Source organism: Ramlibacter tataouinensis (assembly GCF_001580455.1).
Classification (GTDB): domain Bacteria; phylum Pseudomonadota; class Gammaproteobacteria; order Burkholderiales; family Burkholderiaceae_C; genus Ramlibacter; species Ramlibacter tataouinensis_B.
On record NZ_CP010951.1, the window covers coordinates 553,132 to 570,677 of the forward strand.

Here is a 17,546-nt window from a genome sequence, read left to right on the forward strand (position 1 = left end):
AAGTAGTGACGGAAACAAGATCAACCTGCCCCTATTGCGGCGTAGGCTGCGGTGTCATCATCCAGTCCGAAGCTGGCCAGATCACCGGCGTGCGCGGCGACCCGCAGCACCCGGCCAACTTCGGGCGGCTGTGCACCAAGGGCTCGACGCTGCACCTCACCGCCGCCGCGCCGGTGACCCGCCAGACCCGCCTGCTGCAGCCGATGCTGCGCGAGCGCCGCAACGGGGCGCCGCTGCCGGTGGAATGGGGCCGGGCGCTGGATCTGGCTGCCGCGCGCTTCGCACAGGCGGTCACCGACCACGGCCCGGATGCGGTCGGCTTCTATATCTCCGGCCAGCTGCTCACCGAGGACTACTACGTTTTCAACAAGCTGGCCAAGGGCCTGATCGGCACCAACAACGTCGACACCAACTCGCGCCTGTGCATGAGCAGCGCGGTGGCCGGCTACAAGATGACGCTGGGCGCGGACGCGCCGCCGGCCTGCTACGAGGACGTGGACCACGCCGATTGCCTGTTCATCGCCGGCAGCAACACCGCCTTCGCCCACCCGGTGCTGTTCCGCCGCATCGAGGAAGCCAGGGCCGCGAAGCCGCAGATGAAGGTGATCGTCTGCGACCCGCGCCGCACCGACACCGCCGAATTCGCCGATCTCTTCCTGCCGATCCAGCCGGGCACCGACGTCATGCTGTTCCACGGCCTGCTGCACATCATGCTGTGGGAAGGCTGGACCCAGCCGGAGTACATCGCGCAGCACACCTCGGGCTTCGATGCGCTCAAGACGGTGGTGCGCGAATGCACGCCAGAACAGGTGGCCCAGACCTGTGGCATTCCCAAGGAAGACCTGTTCACCGCGGCGCAGTGGTTCGCCACTTCGAACTCGACCCTGAGCCTGTACTGCCAGGGCCTGAACCAGTCGTCCAGCGGCACCGCCAAGAACGCCGCGCTGGTCAACCTGCACCTGGCCACCGCGCAGATCGGCCGCCCCGGCGCCGGACCGTTCTCGCTGACCGGCCAGCCCAACGCCATGGGCGGACGCGAGGTCGGCGGGCTGGCCAACCTGCTGTCGGCCCACCGCGACCTGGCCAACCCGCAGCACCGCGCCGAGGTTGCGGCGCTGTGGGGTGTGCCTTCCGTGCCGGACAAGCCCGGCAAGACCGCGGTGGAGATGTTCCAGGCCGCGGCCGACGGCGAGATCAAGGCCCTGTGGATCGCCTGCACCAACCCGGCCCAGTCCATGCCCGACCAGGCGACGGTGCGGCGCGCCTTGCAGCGCGCCGAGTTCGTCGTGGTGCAGGAAGCCTTCGCCACCACCACCACCTGCGAGTTCGCCGACCTGCTGCTGCCGGCCACCACCTGGGGCGAGAAGGACGGCACCGTCACCAACAGTGAGCGGCGCATCAGCCGGGTGCGGCCCGCGGTGGGCAAGCCGGGGGGCGCGCGGCATGACTGGGAGATCGTGGTGGAGTTTGGTCGGCGGTTGGAGGCCAGGCTGCCCTCACCCCCGCCCTCTCCCGCAAGCGGGAGAGGGAGCCCGGAGGATCCTGAAACTCCGGGGCAGCGGCGCACGCTCTTTCCCTACGCCACCCCCGAGTCCATCTGGCTCGAACACCGCGAGTCCACCCGCGGCCGCGACCTGGACATCACCGGTCTCAGCTACGGGCTGCTGGAGCGGTCGCCGCAGCAATGGCCGTTTGCCGAAGGCGCGGCGCAGGGCCGCGCGCGCCTGTACGAGGACGGCGTTTTTCCCACGGCCGACGGCAAGGCCCGCTTTGCCGCCGTGCAGTACCGGCCGCTGGCCGAAGCGCGCGAGTCGCGCTATCCCTTCTCGCTGACCACCGGGCGCCTGCGCGACCAGTGGCACGGCATGAGCCGCACCGGCACCCTCGGCCGCCTGTTCGGCCATGTGCCGGAGCCGGTGGTGGAGATGCATCCGCAAGACATCGCGCGCCGCCTGCTGCGCGAGGGCGACTTGGTGCACGTCACCTCCAAGCGTGGCTCGATCGTGCTGCCGGTGCAGGCGAGCGCTGCGCTCGGCGTGAACCAGGCCTTCATCGCCATGCACTGGGGGCCCGAGTTCCTGGCCGGCGTGTCCAGCACGGGCGAGCGCCTGGCCGGCGTCAATGCGCTCACGACCTCCGCCTACTGCCCCACCTCCAAGCAGCCCGAGCTGAAACACGCGGCCGTGAAGATCCTCAAGGCGGAACTGCCCTGGACCCTGCTGGCCGCGGCCTGGCTGCCCGGCGGCGACGCCTTGCGCGCGCGCGAGCAGCTCAAGGGCCTGATGGGCCTGTTTCCCTTCGCCTCCTGCGTGCCCTTCTCCAACAACGCGCCGCTGGCGCAGGCCGCCACGCGCGAGCGCACCGGCGTGCTGCTGCGCGCCGCGGCCTACGAGGCGCCGCCGGACGAGGTGCTGCAGCGCCTGGAAGTCCTGTTCGGCCTGACCGGCGTCGAGACGCTGCGCTATGCCGACCGCCGCCGCGGCCAGCGGCGCAGCGTGCGGGTGCGCCGCGAGGGCGCCGACATGCGGCTGGAAGGCTTGCTGCTGGCGGGCGACACCAGCGCCGAAGCCTGGATCAAGGCCCTGCTGCTGCAGGAAGCGCCGGCACAGGCCTACGGACGCCTGCTGCTGTCGCCGGGCGCCAAGGCGCCGGTGGCGGTGCAGTCCAAGGGCAAGCAGGTGTGCAGCTGCTTCGGCGTGGCGGCCCCGGCGATCGAGGACCACCTGGCGCGTTGCGAGGGCTCGACCGAGCAGCGCCTGGCGTCGGTGCAGGACAAGCTGCGCTGCGGCACCAATTGCGGCTCGTGCGTGCCCGAGTTGAAGCGTATGGTGCGCGCGATCGTCCCGCTGGCCCGGGTGGCTTAGTTTTTTGCTTATAGCCATAGGTCATCAGGCCTCTGGGACAATGAACCGTGGCAATCAATCACTACATCCGGGAAATCGGCCGCGGCAAGCAAGGCGCCCGCCCGCTCACGCGCGAGCAGGCGGCTGACCTGTTCGCGCAGGTGCTCGACGGCGCCGTGACCGACCTCGAGGTGGGCGCCTTCTGCCTGGCGATGCGCATCAAGGGCGAATCGGCCGACGAGATGGCCGGCTTTCTAGATGCCACCTCGGCGCGCCTGGCGCGCATCCCGGCCGCCGCGCGGCCCCTGGTCGTGCTGCCGAGCTACAACGGCGCGCGCAAGCTGCCTTTGCTCACGCCCTTGCTGGCCCTGCTGGTGGCCCGCGCCGGGCTGCCGGTGCTGATCCACGGCACGCGCACCGAAGCCAGCCGCCTGTCGGTGTCACAGGTACTGGAGCCGCTGGACATCCTGCCGCTGGCCCAGGCCCGGGGCATCGCCGAAGGCGAAGTGGCCTACGTGTCCACCGAACTGCTCTGCCCGGGCCTCAAGCGCCTGCTGGACGTGCGCAAGGTGGTGGGGGTGCGCAATTCCGCTCACAGCCTGGTGAAGCTGATGAACCCCTGCGAGGGCCCGGCCGTGATCGTCGGCAGCTACACGCATGCGGAGTACGCCGAGTCGATGGCCGCCGTGTTCGAACGTATGGGCTCGACGGCCATGCTGCTGCGCGGCACGGAAGGCGAAGCGGTGGCCGACGCTCGCAAGCTGCCGCGCATGGATGGCTTCATCCAGGGCCGGCCCACGGTGCTGGAAGAGGGCCAGAAGGGCGTGACCGAGGTGCCCGGCCTGCCCAAGGACACCGATCCCCTGGTCACCGCCGCCTACATCCGCGAGGTCATGTCGGGTACCCAGCCGGTGCCGGCATCGATCGCGCTGCAGGTGGAACATATCTTGCGTCTCGCCGATGCAGCAGCATCAGGAGAAAAGCAGTGACCTCCCATCGAATCGACAGCCTCGCCATCGCCCCCCGTTGCTCGCTGGTGGGTGCCGGCCCCGGCGACCCGGAACTGCTGACCTTGAAGGCCGTGAAGGCCATCCAGGCGGCCACGGTCCTGCTGGTCGACGACCTGGTCAGCCCCGAGGTGGTGGCGCTGGCGCCGAAGACGGCGCGCGTCATCCACGTCGGCAAGCGTGGCGGCTGCAAGAGCACGCCCCAGGCCTTCATCGAGCGGCTGATGGTGATGGCCGCGCGCGAAGGCGAGAACGTGGTGCGCCTCAAGGGCGGCGATCCCTTCATCTTCGGCCGCGGCGGCGAAGAGGTGGAACACCTGCGCGCCGCGGGCGTGCAGGTGGAGGTGATCAACGGCATCACCTCCGGCCTGGCCGCGGTCACCTCGCTGGGCGTGCCGCTGACGCACCGCGACCATGCGCATGGCGTGGTGTTCGTCACCGGCCACAATCATCCGGACGCGCCCGGCGGCGACTGGCATGCGCTGGCGGTGGCGGCGCGCGATGCGAAGCTGACGCTGGTGATCTACATGGGCGTGAGCGGCGCCACCCGCATCCAGCAGGAACTGCTCACGGCCCTGCCCGCGCAGACGCCGGTGGCGATCGTGCAGAAGGCGACCTTGCCGGACCAGCGCGAAGCCGTGACCACCTTGGGCGAGCTGTCCGCCACCATCGAGCGCGAGGGGCTGGCCAGCCCGGCCGTGATCGTGGTCGGCGACGTGGTGCGCGGCGTGGCGGTGGCGGGTGAAGCGTTGCCGAAAGTGCGCGCGGCTTAGGGCCGGATAATCCGCGTCCATGCCGGACGCGTCTTCCTCTCCTTTTTCCACATTCGATGCGGTCGTGATCGGCGCCGGCGCCGCCGGCCTGTTCTGCGCCGGTATCGCCGGCCAACGCGGCCTCAGGGTCCTGCTGCTCGACCATGGCGAGAAGGTGGCCGAGAAGGTCCGGATTTCCGGCGGCGGCCGCTGCAACTTCACCAACCGCGAGCTCGACCCGCGCGCGCCGCACAAGCACTTCCTGAGCGACAACCCGCACTTCTGCCGCTCCGCATTGGCGCGTCACACCCCGGCCGACTTCATCGGATTGGTACAGAAGCACCGCATCCCCTTCCACGAAAAGCACAAGGGCCAGCTGTTCGGCGACCACTCCTCGGACGATTTCATCCGCATGCTGCTGGCCGAGTGCGCGGCCGGCGGAGTGACGCACTGGCAGCCGTGCACCGTCGGCGGCATCGCCGCGAACGGCGCGGGCTACGAACTGCAGACCAGCCGCGGCCCGGTGCGTGCCGGGTCGGTGGTGGTCGCCACCGGCGGGCTGTCCATCCCCAAGATCGGCGCGACCGACTTCGGCTACCGCGTGGCCCAGCAGTTCGGCCTGCGGGTGGTGCCGCCGCGGCCGGCCCTGGTGCCGCTGACCTTCGACGGCGAAGCCTGGGCGCCGTTCGCGCAGCTGGCCGGCCTGTCCCTGCCGGTGCGCATCGCCACCGGCGAGAAGAAGGAGCGGGTCGCCTTCGACGAGGACCTGCTCTTCACCCACCGCGGCCTGAGTGGCCCGGCGGTGCTGCAGATCTCCAGCTACTGGCGCGAAGGCACGCCGATCCGGATCGACCTGGCGCCCGGCATCGACCTGGCCGCCGAGCTGATGCAGGCCAAGGCCCGCTCGCGCCGGCTGCTGGCCAACGAGCTGGCGCAATGGGTGCCGGCCCGCCTGGCCGAGGCCTGGGTGCAGCAGGATGCGGCATGGCAGCGGCCGGTCAACGAGGCCGGCGACAAGGCGCTGCAGCAGCTGGCGCAGCGGCTGTCGAACTGGGAACTCGTGCCCACCGGCAGCGAGGGCTGGCGCAAGGCCGAAGTCACCGCCGGCGGCGTGGACACCCGGGAGCTGTCCTCGCAGACCATGGAGTCGCGGCAACCGGGCCTGTACTTCGTCGGCGAGGTGGTGGACGTGACCGGCTGGCTGGGAGGCTACAACTTCCAGTGGGCCTGGGCCAGCGCCCATGCCTGCGCGCAGGCCCTCGCCCCGGCACGGACGGGCTAGCCGGCCGGCGCGGGCCGGATCAGCCGCCCGCCACGTTTTTCTTGACGCGCGTTCCACCGCGGCGATGATGGTGCCGCCGCCGAAGGAGACCGGTATGCACACGAACATCATGGAGCACGCCGCGCCGCGCGGCCGCCGCAACAAGATCGTCACCGCGGCCGAAGCGGTTCGCCTGATCCACGACGGCGACACGGTCGCCACAGGCGGCTTTGTCGGCATCGGCTTTGCTGAAGAAATCGCGATCGCACTGGAGCGCCGCTTCCTGGCGACGCATTCGGAAACCGGCAGCGGCGCCCCGCGCGACCTGACACTGGTCTACGCGGCGGGCCAGGGCGATGGCAAGCATCGCGGGCTGAACCACCTGGGGCACCAGGGCATGGTCAAGCGTGTCGTCGGCGGCCATTGGGGCCTGGTGCCGGCGCTGCAGAAGCTGGCGGTCGCCAACGAGATCGAGGCGTACAACCTGCCGCAAGGCGTCATCGCCCACCTCTTCCGGGACATTGCCGCCGGCAAGCCCGGCACCCTCACCCGCGTCGGCCTGGATACCTTCGTCGATCCCCGCCATGGCGGCGGCCGCATCAACGAGCGCACCACGGAGGAGCTGGTGCGGCTCATGCAGATCGACGGGCAGGACTACCTCTTCTACAAGGCTTTTCCGATCTCGGTGGGGATCATTCGTGCGACCACCGCCGATCCGGACGGCAACCTGACCATGGAGCGCGAAGCGCTGACGCTGGAGGCGCTGGCGATCGCGATGGCCGCGCGCAACAGCGGCGGCATCGTGATCGCGCAGGTCGAGCGTGTGGCCGACCGCGGCACGCTCAATCCGCGCCAGGTCAAGGTGCCGGGCGTCCTGGTGGACGCCGTGGTCGTGGCGAGCGACCCGGCGCACCACATGCAGACGTTCATCGAGCCCTACAACGCGGCCTTCGCGGGCGAAATCCGCGTGCCGATGGACAGCATCGCCGCCATGCCGATGAGCGAGCGCAAGGTGATCGCGCGGCGCGCCGCGCTCGAGCTCAAGGCCAACAGCGTGATCAACCTCGGCATCGGCATGCCCGAAGGCGTCGCCGCGGTCGCGGCGGAGGAGCGGGTGATCGACCTCCTTACCCTCACCGCGGAGCCGGGCGTGGTGGGCGGCATCCCTGCCAGCGGGCTCAATTTCGGCGCGGCCGTGAACGCGCAGGCCATCATCGACCAGCCCAACCAGTTCGACTTCTATGACGGCGGGGGCCTGGACCTGGCCGTCCTCGGCCTCGCGCAAGCCGATGCCGAAGGCAACCTGAACGTCAGCAAGTTCGGCCCGCGGCTTGCCGGCGCAGGCGGCTTCATCAACATCAGCCAGAACGCCAAGACCGTCGTCTTCGTCGGCACCTTCACCGCCGGCGACCTCGCGGTCAGCATCGAGGGCGGCAGGCTGCGCATCGAGGGCGAGGGAAGCTCGCAGAAGTTCGTGCGCCAGGTCGAGCACCGCACCTTCAGCGGGCGCGAGGCGCTTCGGCGCGGGCAACGGGTGCTTTACGTGACCGAACGCTGCGTTTTCCGGCTGGCCGACCAGGGCGGCCTCGAACTGATCGAGATCGCGCCCGGCGTCGACCTGGAAAAGGACATCCTCGAGCGCATGGAATTCAAGCCTGCGATCAGTCCGAACCTGAAGCCGATGGACGCCGCGATCTTTTCGAACGATCGGCTCGGCCTGCGCGACCGGCTGCTCGCCAAGCCCCTGCACGAGCGCTTCGAGCTCGATCGCGACCAGCAGCTGCTCTTCATCAACTTCGAGGGCCTGGGCATCGACAGCGAAGCCGACATCGAGGAGCTCGAGCAGATCGTGCACCGAATCCTCGAACCCGTGGTCACGAGCAGCGACCGGAAGGTAGCGGTTGTCGTCAACTACGACAATTTCAGCATCCTGCCGTCCCTGGTCGACGCGTACTCGGCCATGGTGCGGCGCCTGACGGAGCGCTTCTACACGGGCGTGACGCGCTACGGGACGGTCGGCTTCCTGAAGGCCAAGCTGGAAAGCTGAGGACCAAGGCCTGCCGTCCGGTTGCCCATGCTGCCAAAAAGGCTATAATCTGCGGCTTTGCTGGCAAACCCCCACCGGCCTGATCGAACCTACAGGTGGGGAAACTCGGTGGATGTCCTCGATCTTCATCCGCCACACTGAATATTCAGGATTGCATGACGACCATTCGTGTGAAGGAAAACGAGCCGTTTGACGTGGCGCTTCGCCGCTTCAAGCGCACCATTGAAAAGCTGGGCCTTTTGACCGAGCTGCGCGCCCGGGAGTTCTACGAGAAGCCCACCGCCGAGCGCAAGCGCAAGAAGGCCGCGGCCGTGAAGCGCCATTACAAGCGCGTGCGCAGCATGCAGCTGCCCAAGAAGCTGTACTGATCGCGCCCGCGTGCCGCCCTGACGGCACACACGCAAGGCCTGCCCGGGGACGCTCTGGCGGGCCTTTTTGTTTCCGCAAACCGAGGAAAACCATGAGCCTGAAGGAACGCATCACCGAAGATATGAAGGCCGCCATGCGGGCCAAGGACACGGCGCGCCTGGGCACCATCCGCCTGCTCACCGCGGCGATGAAGCAGAAGGAAGTGGACGAGCGCATCGAACTGGACGATGCGGCCGTGATCGGCATCGTCGACAAGATGCTCAAGCAGCGCAAGGACAGCATCGAGGCCTTCGAGAAGGCGGGCCGCCAGGACCTCGCCGACCAGGAGAAGTCCGAGGTGACGGTGCTGCAGGCCTACCTGCCCGCCCGCCTGTCCGCCGAGGAGATCGCGGCGCAGGTCAAGGCCATCGTCGCCGAACTCGGCGCCGCCGGCCCCGGTGACATGGGCAAGGTGATGGGCGCCGCCAAGCAGCGCCTGGCGGGCAAGGCCGACATGGGGCAGGTGTCGGCGGCGGTGAAGGCGGCGTTGGCGGGTTGACTTGTCTTGCCCCTTCCCCCTCCGGGGGAAGGTTGGGATGGGGGCGCCTTCGGCACCGCACAGGCTCAAGCGCCCCCACCCCTGCCCTCCCCCGGAGGGGGAGGGAGTTGTTCTCCCTCAGTCGCCCTGCAGCGCTTCGGGCCGCACCCCGATATACAGCGGCGACGCCTGGCCCGGCCGCAGGACCTTGAGCAGGCATTCGCGGCCCGGCGAGTCGGCGTCCAGCGCCTGGTGGAGCTCATCCACCGACGCCACCGCCACGCCGTTCCACCCGATGATCAGGTCGCCCGGCCGCAGGCCGCTTCGCGCCGCGGGACTGTCCGGCTCCACGCCGGTGATCCGTACCGCGCGCGCCTGCGAAATGCCGGCGCCGACCACGATGCGCCGGTCGAGGTCAACCGTCGCGCCCGACACGCCGAGGTAGCCGCGCCGCACCTTGCCCGTGCGCATCAGGTGCGGGATCAGGCGCGAAGCGGTGTCTATGGCCACCGCGAAGCAGATGGCCTGGGCCCGCGGGATGATCGCGGTGTTCACGCCGATGACCTCGCCGCGGGAGTCGAGCAGCGGCCCGCCGGAGTTCCCCGGATTGAGCGCTGCGTCGGTCTGGATCACGTCGGGAATCAGCCGGCCGGTGCTCGCCCGCATGCTGCGCCCGAGCGCGCTGACGATGCCGGAGGTGACCGTCTGCTCGAAGCCCAGCGGGTTGCCGATCGCGATGGCGATCTCGCCGCGCCGTACCGTGGCCGAGCGCCCGAGCGGCACCGCCGCGAGGCTGCCCTGCGACACCGCATCCACCTGCAGCAGTGCCAGGTCGGTGTGCGGGTCGTCGCCCACCCAGCGCGCCAGGAAGTGGCGCCCGTCGCTGAAGGACGCTTCGAAGCGCGTCGACGCCGCAGGCGCCTCGCGGCGGCCCGCGCGCACCACATGCGAATTCGTCAGCAGGTAGCCGTCGGCCGTGAACACGAAGCCGGAACCCTGGCCGGCCGTCCTGCCGCCCGCGCCGACCACGGCGATCGCGGCCACGCTGGGCCCCGCCGCTTCGGCCACGCCTACCACCGTGCGGGAATAGGCGTCCAGCAGATCAAGATCACGCGCACCCATCGAGCTTCGCAGATGCAGGCGGCGCGCCCGATTGCAAGGGAACTCTTGCTCCTTCCCCCTCCGGGGGAAGGTGGGGATGGGGGCGCCCGGGGTTGAATTGACGGCGCAGCGCCCCCACCCCTGCCCTCCCCCGGAGGGGGAGGGAGTCAGCGTCAGGAGCCGGCCACCTTCATGCGATTGACCAGCACCGAACCCACGCTCTTGGCGCCGTAGTTGTAGACATCGGCGCCGATCGCGGCGATGCCCGCGAACATGTCGCGCAGGTTGCCGGCGATGGTGATCTCGTGCACCGGATAGGCGATCTTGCCGTTTTCCACCCAGAAGCCGCTCGCACCGCGCGAATAGTCGCCGGTCACGTAGTTCACGCCCTGCCCCATGAGCTCGATCACGAACAGGCCCCGGTCCAGCTTGCGCAGCATCTCGTCGAGGTTGTCGCCAGGCTGCGTCTGGCGCGAACTGAGCCACAGGTTGTGCGAGCCGCCGGCGTTGCCCGTGGTGCGCATGCCCAGCTTGCGCGCCGAATAGCTCGACAGGAAATAGCCCTCCACGCGCCCGCCCTCGACCACCTTGCGCGCCTTGGTCCGCACGCCTTCCTCGTCGAAGGCGGCGCTGCCCTTGCCGCGCTTGAGGTGCGGGTTCTCGAGGACGTCCACATGCTCGGGAAACACCTTCTTGCCCAGCGAATCGAGCAGGAAGCTGCTGCGCCGGTACAGCGCGCCGCCGCTGGTGGCCTGCACATAGGCGCCGAGCAGGCCGGCCGCCAGCGGCGACTCGAACAGCACCGGGCATTCACGCGTGGCGATCTTGCGGGATTTCAGGCGCGACAGCGCCCGCTCCGCCGCATAGCGGCCGATCGCCGCCGCGTCGGCCAGTTCCGCGGCATCGCGCATCGAGCTGTACCAGGCGTCGCGCTGCATGCCGTCGCCCTTGCCGGCGATGGGCGCCGCCGAGATCGAATGGCGCGAACTCGCGTAGCCGCCCCGGAAGCCCCGGGTGTGGGCGCTGAAGAAGTGGCTCTGCTGCGCCGACACGCCGGCGCCTTCGCTGTTGGTGATGCGCTTGTCGGTGGCGAAAGCCGCGCCTTCGCAAACCAGTGCCAGCCGCGCGGCTTCTTCGCTGTCGATGTCCCAGGGATGGAACAGGTCCAGGTCGGGCTGCTCTTCCGGCGCCGCGATGTCCTCGGCCTCCGGCAGTCCGGCGACCGGGTCTTCGGCGGTGAAGCGCGCGATGTCGTAGGCCGCCTGCACGGTCTGTTCGATCGCGGCCCGGGAGAAGTCCGAGGTGCTCGCGTTGCCGCGGCGCTTGCCGATGTAGACCGTCACGCCCAGCGACTTGTCGCGGTTGCGCTCGACGTTCTCCAGTTCGCCCTTGCGCACCGACACGCTCAGGCCACAGCCTTCGGAGGCCTCGGCCCCCGCATCGGTGGCGCCCAACCGGGCGGCATGCGCCAGCGCGGCATCCACCAGGTCTTCGAATTGGGAGCGGCTGTAGGAAAAGCCGGTTTCGGCGCGTTCTAGGGTTGTTGTCATGGCGGCGACTATGATACTTGCGCAGTTATTCGGTCCCTTTCCGGGCCCTGTTTCCTTCCCCCTCATGTCACGCAAACCAAAGAAAGGCTATTGGGTCAAGGGCACGTTCGTCGCCGAAGGCAGCGAACTCGACCTGGAGCTCAAGGCCGAGCAAAAAGGCGAGGTCAGCAAGACCGACCTCAAACGCGAGAGCGAACAGCTGCAAAAGCTTGGCGAGGCGCTGCTCACGCTGCGGCAGGACCTGATGGACGGGCTGGCGCTGCCGGACAAGCTCAGCGATGCCCTCGAGGAAACGAAGCGCATCACCAACTTCGAAGGCCGGCGCCGGCAGCTCCAGTTCGTCGGCAAGCTGATGCGGGGGCTGGACGAGGAAACCCTGCAGGCCGTCCGGGACGCCCTCGAAGTGCAGCAGAAAGGCTCGGCAGCCGACGCCATTGCGCTGCACGAGGCCGAGAAGTGGCGCGACGAGCTGATCACCGACGAAGACGCGCTGCAGCGCTGGCTGGCGGCCCACCCCGGCACCGACACGCAGCAGCTGCGCGCCCTGATCCGCCAGGCGCGCAAGGACGTGCCCGACCAGGATGCGATCTCGCGCGGGCTGGCGCCGCGCCGCGGCCGCGCCTACCGGGAGATCTTCCAGCTGGTCAAGGACCAACTTTCAGCGAGCACGGACCATGCAGAGTGAATTCGATCCCGTGAAGATCGGCATCGTGTCGGTCAGCGACCGCGCCTCCAGCGGTGTGTACGAAGACAAGGGCCTGCCCGCGCTCAAGGACTGGCTCACGCGCGCGCTCAAGAACCCGATCGCGTTCGAGGCCAGGCTGATCCCCGACGAGAAGGAGGTGATCAGCGCCGCCCTGACCGAGCTGGTCGACGTCATCGGCTGCTCGCTCGTGCTCACCACGGGCGGCACCGGCCCGGCGCTGCGCGACGTCACACCCGAAGCGACGCTGGCCGTGGCCGACAAGGAAATGCCCGGCTTCGGCGAGCAGATGCGCCAGATCAGCCTGCGCTTCGTGCCCACGGCCATCCTCTCGCGCCAGTGCGCCGTGGTCCGCGGCCAGAGCCTGGTCATCAACCTGCCCGGCCAGCCCAAGTCGATTCAGGAAACGCTGGAGGGGCTGAAGGAAGACGGCAAGCAGGTGGTGCCGGGCATCTTCGCCGCCGTGCCCTACTGCGTGGACCTGATCGGCGGGCCCTACCTCGAGACCCACGACGAGGTCTGCAAGGCCTTCCGCCCGAAGTCGGCGATCCGGCAGAAATAAGGGATTTGCCCCTTCCCCCTCCGGGGGAAGGTTGGGATGGGGGCGCTCGGGGCTTTGCTTTGCTACAGGCAGCAGCGCCCCCACCCCTGCCCTGGGGGAGGGAGAAAAAACAAGGGGCTACTTCCCGACCAGCTGCGTGAGCTTGTCGGCCTCGAAGTGTTCCCGGATCGCGGCGTCGTCGGGCACGCAGCTGCCCTGCCGATCTGCCATGGAAAGCTTCTCGATGGCTTGCCACAGCAGGGCGATCTGGTGCTCCTGCCCCGAGGCGTTGTCGATCAGGCCTTTCATCGCCTGCGACAGCGGGTCGTCGCTTTCGGTGATTCCGTAGGCCGAGAAGCCCATCTTGGCCGCGGCGGCCTCGCGCCGCATGCTGTCGTCGGCCTGGATGATGCGCGCGGGGATTCCCACCGCGGTGGCGCCCGCGGGCACCGGCTTGGTGACCACCGCGTTGGAGCCCACGGCGGCGTTGTCGCCCACGAGGAAACCGCCGAGGATCTTGGCACCCGCGCCCACCACCACGTTGCGGCCCAGCGTCGGATGGCGCTTGGAGCCCTTGGCCAACGAGGTGCCGCCCAGTGTCACCCCCTGGTAGATGGTGCAGCCGTCGCCGATTTCGGCCGTTTCGCCCACCACTACGCCCATGCCGTGGTCGATAAACACGCCGTCACCGATCTTCGCGCCCGGGTGGATCTCGATGCCGGTGAACCAGCGCGACAACTGCGAGACGAACCGCCCGAGCCAGCGCAGGCCGTTCAGCCAGAACCAATGGGCCAGCCGGTGCAGCACCAGCGCGTGCAGCCCCGGATAACAGGTGACCACCTCCCACGTGCTGCGCGCGGCAGGATCGCGGTCGAGGATGCACTGGATATCGGAACGCAGTCGGGTGAACATTTCAGCAACAAGCCGTATGAGCTTATGCGCCTCAGTCTATCGTCTTAAGCCGCTGGCCGCTTGGGACATGGCCTTGGCGACACCTCGCAGTATGTGGATTTCCTCGGGGGTGAGCTGGGCACGGTTGAAAAGCTGGTTGAGCCGCGGCATGAGCTTTTTCGGGGCCTTCGGGTCGAGAAACCCCACGTCCACCAGTGCCTGCTCCCAGTGCGCCAGCATTCCAGCCACCGCTTGGGCATCGGCCAGCGGCGCGCCGCCGGGCTCCTTCGGCGGCCCGAACCCCCCCAGCGCCAGCCGCCACTCGTAGGCGACCAACTGCAGCGCGGCCGCGAGGTTGAGCGAGCCGTAGTCCGGGTGGGTCGGGATCGAAATCGCGGCATGGCAGCGGTACACGTCCTCGTTGCTCATGCCGAACCGTTCGGAGCCGAAGAGGAAGGCGACCCCCTGCCCCGATTGCGCCAGCGCCGGGAGATGCTCGCGCGGCGTGAAGGTCGGCGGCCCGAAATCCCGCGGCGTCATGGCCGTGGCGCACAGGTAGCTCACGCCGTCCAGCGCCTCGTCCAGCGTGCCCACGATGCGCGCCTTGTCCAGCACCTCGGTCGCGCCGCTGGCCCGCTGGATGGTTTCGTCGCGCCGCAGGACGTCGTCCCAGCGCGGCGCGACCAGCACCAGGTCGTCGAAACCCATCACCTTCATGGCGCGCGCGGCGGCGCCCACGTTGCCGGCGTGGCTGGTGCGGATCAGGATGAAACGGGTCGTCATGGCGGCTTACAGGGGCTGCCCGGGGAGCTTCGGTAAAATCATGCCCATTGTCGCCGCCCCGCATCGCCGGGGCGTTTTAGCCGCCCCGCACACCACCGGGGCGTTCTTCGGCCCGCTCTTCCCAAAATCGATGTCGTCCCCGAACCTGCACCCCATGCTCAATGTGGCCGTCAAGGCCGCCCGCGCCGCTGGCGCCATCATCAATCGCGCCGCGCTCGATGTCGAAGCCGTGCGCGTGTCGCAAAAGCAGGTCAACGACTTCGTCACCGAGGTGGACCATGCCAGCGAGGCGGCCGTCATCGAGACGCTGCTGGGCGCCTACCCGCAGCACGCGATCTGGGCCGAGGAGTCCGGCCGCCAGCACGGCACGCAGGGTTCGGACCACGTGTGGATCATCGATCCGCTGGACGGCACGACCAACTTCATCCACGGCTTCCCGGTCTATTGCGTGAGCATCGCGCTGGCGGTGAAAGGCCGGGTCGAGCAGGCCGTGATCTACGACCCCACGCGCAACGACCTGTTCACCGCCACCCGCGGGCGCGGCGCCTTCCTCAATGAGCGGCGCATCCGCGTGTCGAAGCGGACCGACCTGCGCAACTGCCTGATTTCCACCGGCTTTCCCTTCCGTCCCGGCGACAACTTCAACAACTACCTGCGCATGATGGCCGAGGTCATGCAACGCACCGCCGGCCTGCGCCGCCCCGGCGCGGCCGCGCTCGACCTGGCCTATGTGGCCGCCGGATTCACGGACGGCTTCTTCGAAACCGGCCTGTCGCCCTGGGACGTGGCGGCGGGCTCGCTGCTGGTGACCGAGGCCGGCGGCCTGATCGGCAACTTCACCGGCGAATCGGAATTTCTGGAGCAGAAGGAATGCGTGGCCGGCAACCCCCGGGTCTATGGCCAGCTGGTGGGCATCCTCGGCAAGTACAGCAAGTTCGCCAGCGCCGGCGAGAAGGCGGCCCTGCGCCAGGATGTGCCCGAGCTGGTGCCGCCGCGCACCCGGCCCAGCGCGCAACTGGACGGGGATCCGGAAGGCGGCGAATAGAGCCGGCCAACAGGCTCCAGAGGACCGGCCATGCTCAGGGAGCTGCTGTACCAGGATCCCTGGACGGCAGCGATCATCCTCGCGCTGATCGCGGTGGTCAGCGCGCTCATCGTGCACTACGTGGGAGGCGGCCTGCTGCGCCGCACCTTCACTTTTGCTCCCGTCATCCACTCGGTCCTGGTGGCCACCGAGGCCTCTGCCGGCTTCGCCATGCCGCTGATCGCGCTGCAGGCCGTCTGGGAGGCTTTGCCGTCTTCGCTGTTCCCGCGCATGCCGGCGGTGCGCCATGCCAACGCGGTGCTGATGATCGCCGCGCTCACCTGGCTGGCAATGGCGGCGGTCTCGGGCCTGGCCCAGGGCCTGATCAAGCGGCATTCCACCGAGTCGCGCGACAACCTGCGTGCGCGGCGCATCGAAACGCAGGCGCGCGTGCTCTCGCGCAGCGCCATGGTGCTGATCGGCATCGCGGGCGCGGCCATCGCGCTCATGACCTTTCCGGCCGCCCGGGCCGTCGGCACCAGCCTGCTGGCCTCGGCGGGCGTGCTCGGCGTCGTGGCCGGCCTGGCAGCGCGGCCGATCTTCAGCAACCTGTTCGCCGGCATGCAGATCGCCGTGACGCAGCCGATCCGCATGGGCGACGTGCTGATCATCAAGGGCGAATGGGGCACCGTGGAGGAAATCACCGGCACCTACGTGGTGCTGCGCATCTGGGACGAGCGGCGCCTCATCATCCCGTTGAACTGGTTCATCGAGAACCCGTTCGAGAACTGGACCCGGACCGGCTCGGACCTGTACGGCACGGTGATCCTGCATGTGGATCACGCCACGCCCATCGACGTGCTGCGGGCGCAGGCGCGGAAGATCGTGGAAGCCTCGCCCCACTGGGACCGCAAGGGCTTCGCGGTGCAGGTTCAGAACATGACCGAGCGTTCGCTGGAAGTCCGCGTCCTGATGTCGGCCACCGACTCCGGCCAGCTGTGGGACCTGCGCTGCCAAATGCGCGAGCAAATGCTCGCCTTCCTGGCCCGCGAGTTGCCGCATTGCCTGCCGCGCGTGCGGGTGGATGACCGCCGCCAAGGCGACGCGAGTTCGCCCCCGCCCTAGCCGGCGCGTCGTCGATCAGCCTGCGGGGCGGCGAGGACCCGCAGGCTTCTTCGCCGGCACGCTGAGCTTGCCCGCTCCGGCCGCGCGCAGCAGGCGCTTGAAGGTCGGGCATTCGGAGTGATTGGGCGCCGGACACACGGCGGCATGGCGCAAGCCGCTGCTCAGCGCCTGCAGCCGCCTGATCGTTGCGTCAATATCGTCCGCCTTGCCTGCCAGGGCGCGGCGGTCGATGTTGGCGCGGCCGTCCGCCGCGAACATGCCCTTGATCTCATCGAGCGAGAAGCCGGCGGCCCGGCCGAGCGCGATCAGCGACAGCCGGTCCAGCACGCCGGCGGCGAAAGTCCTGCGCAAGCCGGCTCGCCCCGTCGAGGCGATCAGTCCCTTCTCCTCGTAGAACCGCAAGGCTGAGGCGGGAACGCCCGACCGTTTGGCGACTTCCGCGATGTCCATCGAAAAAACCCCTTGACCTCAAGTCAACTTGAACTTGCATAGTGACGCCCCTACCGTCCCTCGTCAATAGGAAGCCCATGAACCTCGATCCCGAAGACATCGCTCGCGTCTGCGCCATCGGCGTCGGCGCAACGGCGACCATGGACCTTTGGCTGCTGCTGCTCCACCGCCTGGGCGTGCCGACGCTCAACTTCGCCATGATCGGCCGCTGGGCGGGCCACTGGCGCCGGGGCGTCTTCGCGCACGAGGCGATCGCCAAGGCGGCCCCCGTGAAGGGCGAGCTCGCGCTCGGTTGGCTGTTCCACTACGCCACCGGCGTGGCCTTCGCCGCCCTGCTGGTCGCCATCGAGGGCTCCGAGTGGGCCCGCGGCCCCTCCCTGTTGCCCGCGCTCAGCGTGGGCGTGGCCACGGTCGCCGTCCCCTGGCTCGTGATGCAGCCCGCCATGGGCGCCGGCATCGCCTCCGCCAAAACGCCGTCGCCCGCCAGGAACCGCGCCAGAAGCCTCGCCAACCACGCCGTCTTCGGCCTTGGCCTCTATCTAACAGCGCTCCTCGTCGCCTGGATCTCGCGATGAGGACGCC

17 protein-coding genes are annotated in these 17,546 nt (G+C 69.0%); 12 read left to right on the forward strand and 5 right to left on the reverse strand.

Annotated features, from left to right (window positions below):
* Positions 1-5 precede the first annotated feature (5 nt).
* From UC35_RS02640 to UC35_RS02670, 7 genes are all read left to right on the forward strand, one after another.
* On the forward strand, positions 6-2,864 hold the full coding sequence (locus UC35_RS02640) for a nitrate reductase (RefSeq protein ID WP_061495916.1): 2,859 nt from the start codon (positions 6-8) through the stop codon (positions 2,862-2,864).
* Between the two features lie 47 nt (positions 2,865-2,911).
* Entirely contained in the window at positions 2,912-3,832 is a 921-nt protein-coding gene (gene ybiB, locus UC35_RS02645) for a DNA-binding protein YbiB (protein ID WP_061495918.1), read from the forward strand.
* On the forward strand, positions 3,829-4,623 hold the full coding sequence (gene cobA / locus UC35_RS02650; protein WP_061495920.1) for a uroporphyrinogen-III C-methyltransferase: 795 nt from the start codon (positions 3,829-3,831) through the stop codon (positions 4,621-4,623). The genes ybiB and cobA overlap by 4 nt, the downstream gene beginning before the upstream one ends.
* 19 nt (positions 4,624-4,642) lie before the next feature.
* Entirely contained in the window at positions 4,643-5,884 is a 1,242-nt protein-coding gene (locus UC35_RS02655; RefSeq protein ID WP_061495921.1) for an NAD(P)/FAD-dependent oxidoreductase, read from the forward strand.
* 94 nt (positions 5,885-5,978) lie between these two features.
* A complete protein-coding gene (locus UC35_RS02660) occupies positions 5,979-7,910 on the forward strand; it encodes an acyl CoA:acetate/3-ketoacid CoA transferase (RefSeq protein ID WP_061503648.1) in 1,932 nt (643 codons plus the stop codon).
* 155 nt (positions 7,911-8,065) lie between these two features.
* Entirely contained in the window at positions 8,066-8,278 is a 213-nt protein-coding gene (gene rpsU / locus UC35_RS02665; RefSeq protein ID WP_012346814.1) for a 30S ribosomal protein S21, read from the forward strand.
* Between the two features lie 92 nt (positions 8,279-8,370).
* Positions 8,371-8,817 carry a GatB/YqeY domain-containing protein gene (locus tag UC35_RS02670; protein WP_061495923.1) on the forward strand — a complete coding sequence of 149 codons (447 nt, stop codon included), beginning with the start codon at positions 8,371-8,373 and terminating at the stop codon, positions 8,815-8,817.
* Between the two features lie 117 nt (positions 8,818-8,934).
* Here UC35_RS02670 and UC35_RS02675 read toward each other — a convergent pair whose 3' ends face one another.
* Positions 8,935-9,918, reverse strand: coding sequence for a S1C family serine protease (locus UC35_RS02675; RefSeq protein WP_061495925.1), 984 nt, complete (start codon positions 9,916-9,918; stop codon positions 8,935-8,937).
* Positions 9,919-10,070: 152 nt separating this feature from the next.
* Entirely contained in the window at positions 10,071-11,447 is a 1,377-nt protein-coding gene (gene pmbA / locus UC35_RS02680; protein WP_061495926.1) for a metalloprotease PmbA, read from the reverse strand.
* Positions 11,448-11,511: 64 nt separating this feature from the next.
* On the opposite strand from pmbA, the gene yjgA reads away from it, so the two are divergent.
* The gene (gene yjgA / locus UC35_RS02685) at positions 11,512-12,132 is read left to right on the forward strand and encodes a ribosome biogenesis factor YjgA (RefSeq protein ID WP_061495928.1); all 621 of its coding nucleotides are present in this window, start codon (positions 11,512-11,514) and stop codon (positions 12,130-12,132) included.
* Complete coding sequence (gene mog, locus UC35_RS02690) at positions 12,122-12,712, forward strand: molybdopterin adenylyltransferase (RefSeq protein WP_061495930.1); 591 nt, start codon at positions 12,122-12,124, stop codon at positions 12,710-12,712. Before yjgA ends, mog begins: the two co-directional genes overlap by 11 nt.
* 117 nt (positions 12,713-12,829) lie before the next feature.
* On the opposite strand, the gene cysE is transcribed toward mog, so the two are convergent.
* Both cysE and UC35_RS02700 read right to left on the reverse strand, forming a co-directional pair.
* A complete protein-coding gene (gene cysE, locus UC35_RS02695) occupies positions 12,830-13,603 on the reverse strand; it encodes a serine O-acetyltransferase (RefSeq protein WP_061495932.1) in 774 nt (257 codons plus the stop codon).
* Between the two features lie 36 nt (positions 13,604-13,639).
* Positions 13,640-14,365 carry an RNA methyltransferase gene (locus UC35_RS02700; protein ID WP_061495934.1) on the reverse strand — a complete coding sequence of 242 codons (726 nt, stop codon included), beginning with the start codon at positions 14,363-14,365 and terminating at the stop codon, positions 13,640-13,642.
* Between the two features lie 130 nt (positions 14,366-14,495).
* On the opposite strand from UC35_RS02700, the gene UC35_RS02705 reads away from it, so the two are divergent.
* Both UC35_RS02705 and UC35_RS02710 read left to right on the forward strand, forming a co-directional pair.
* Entirely contained in the window at positions 14,496-15,410 is a 915-nt protein-coding gene (locus UC35_RS02705; RefSeq protein ID WP_082792565.1) for an inositol monophosphatase family protein, read from the forward strand.
* Between the two features lie 30 nt (positions 15,411-15,440).
* Positions 15,441-16,514, forward strand: a complete 1,074-nt coding sequence (locus UC35_RS02710) for a mechanosensitive ion channel family protein (RefSeq protein ID WP_061495938.1) — start codon at positions 15,441-15,443, stop codon at positions 16,512-16,514.
* A gap of 15 nt (positions 16,515-16,529) precedes the next feature.
* Here the strand turns inward: UC35_RS02710 and UC35_RS02715 are convergent, their stop codons facing one another.
* A complete protein-coding gene (locus UC35_RS02715; RefSeq protein WP_061495940.1) occupies positions 16,530-16,964 on the reverse strand; it encodes a helix-turn-helix domain-containing protein in 435 nt (144 codons plus the stop codon).
* A gap of 77 nt (positions 16,965-17,041) precedes the next feature.
* On the opposite strand from UC35_RS02715, the gene UC35_RS02720 reads away from it, so the two are divergent.
* The gene (locus UC35_RS02720; protein WP_061495942.1) at positions 17,042-17,539 is read left to right on the forward strand and encodes a DUF2938 domain-containing protein; all 498 of its coding nucleotides are present in this window, start codon (positions 17,042-17,044) and stop codon (positions 17,537-17,539) included.
* Positions 17,540-17,546: the final 7 nt, after the last annotated feature.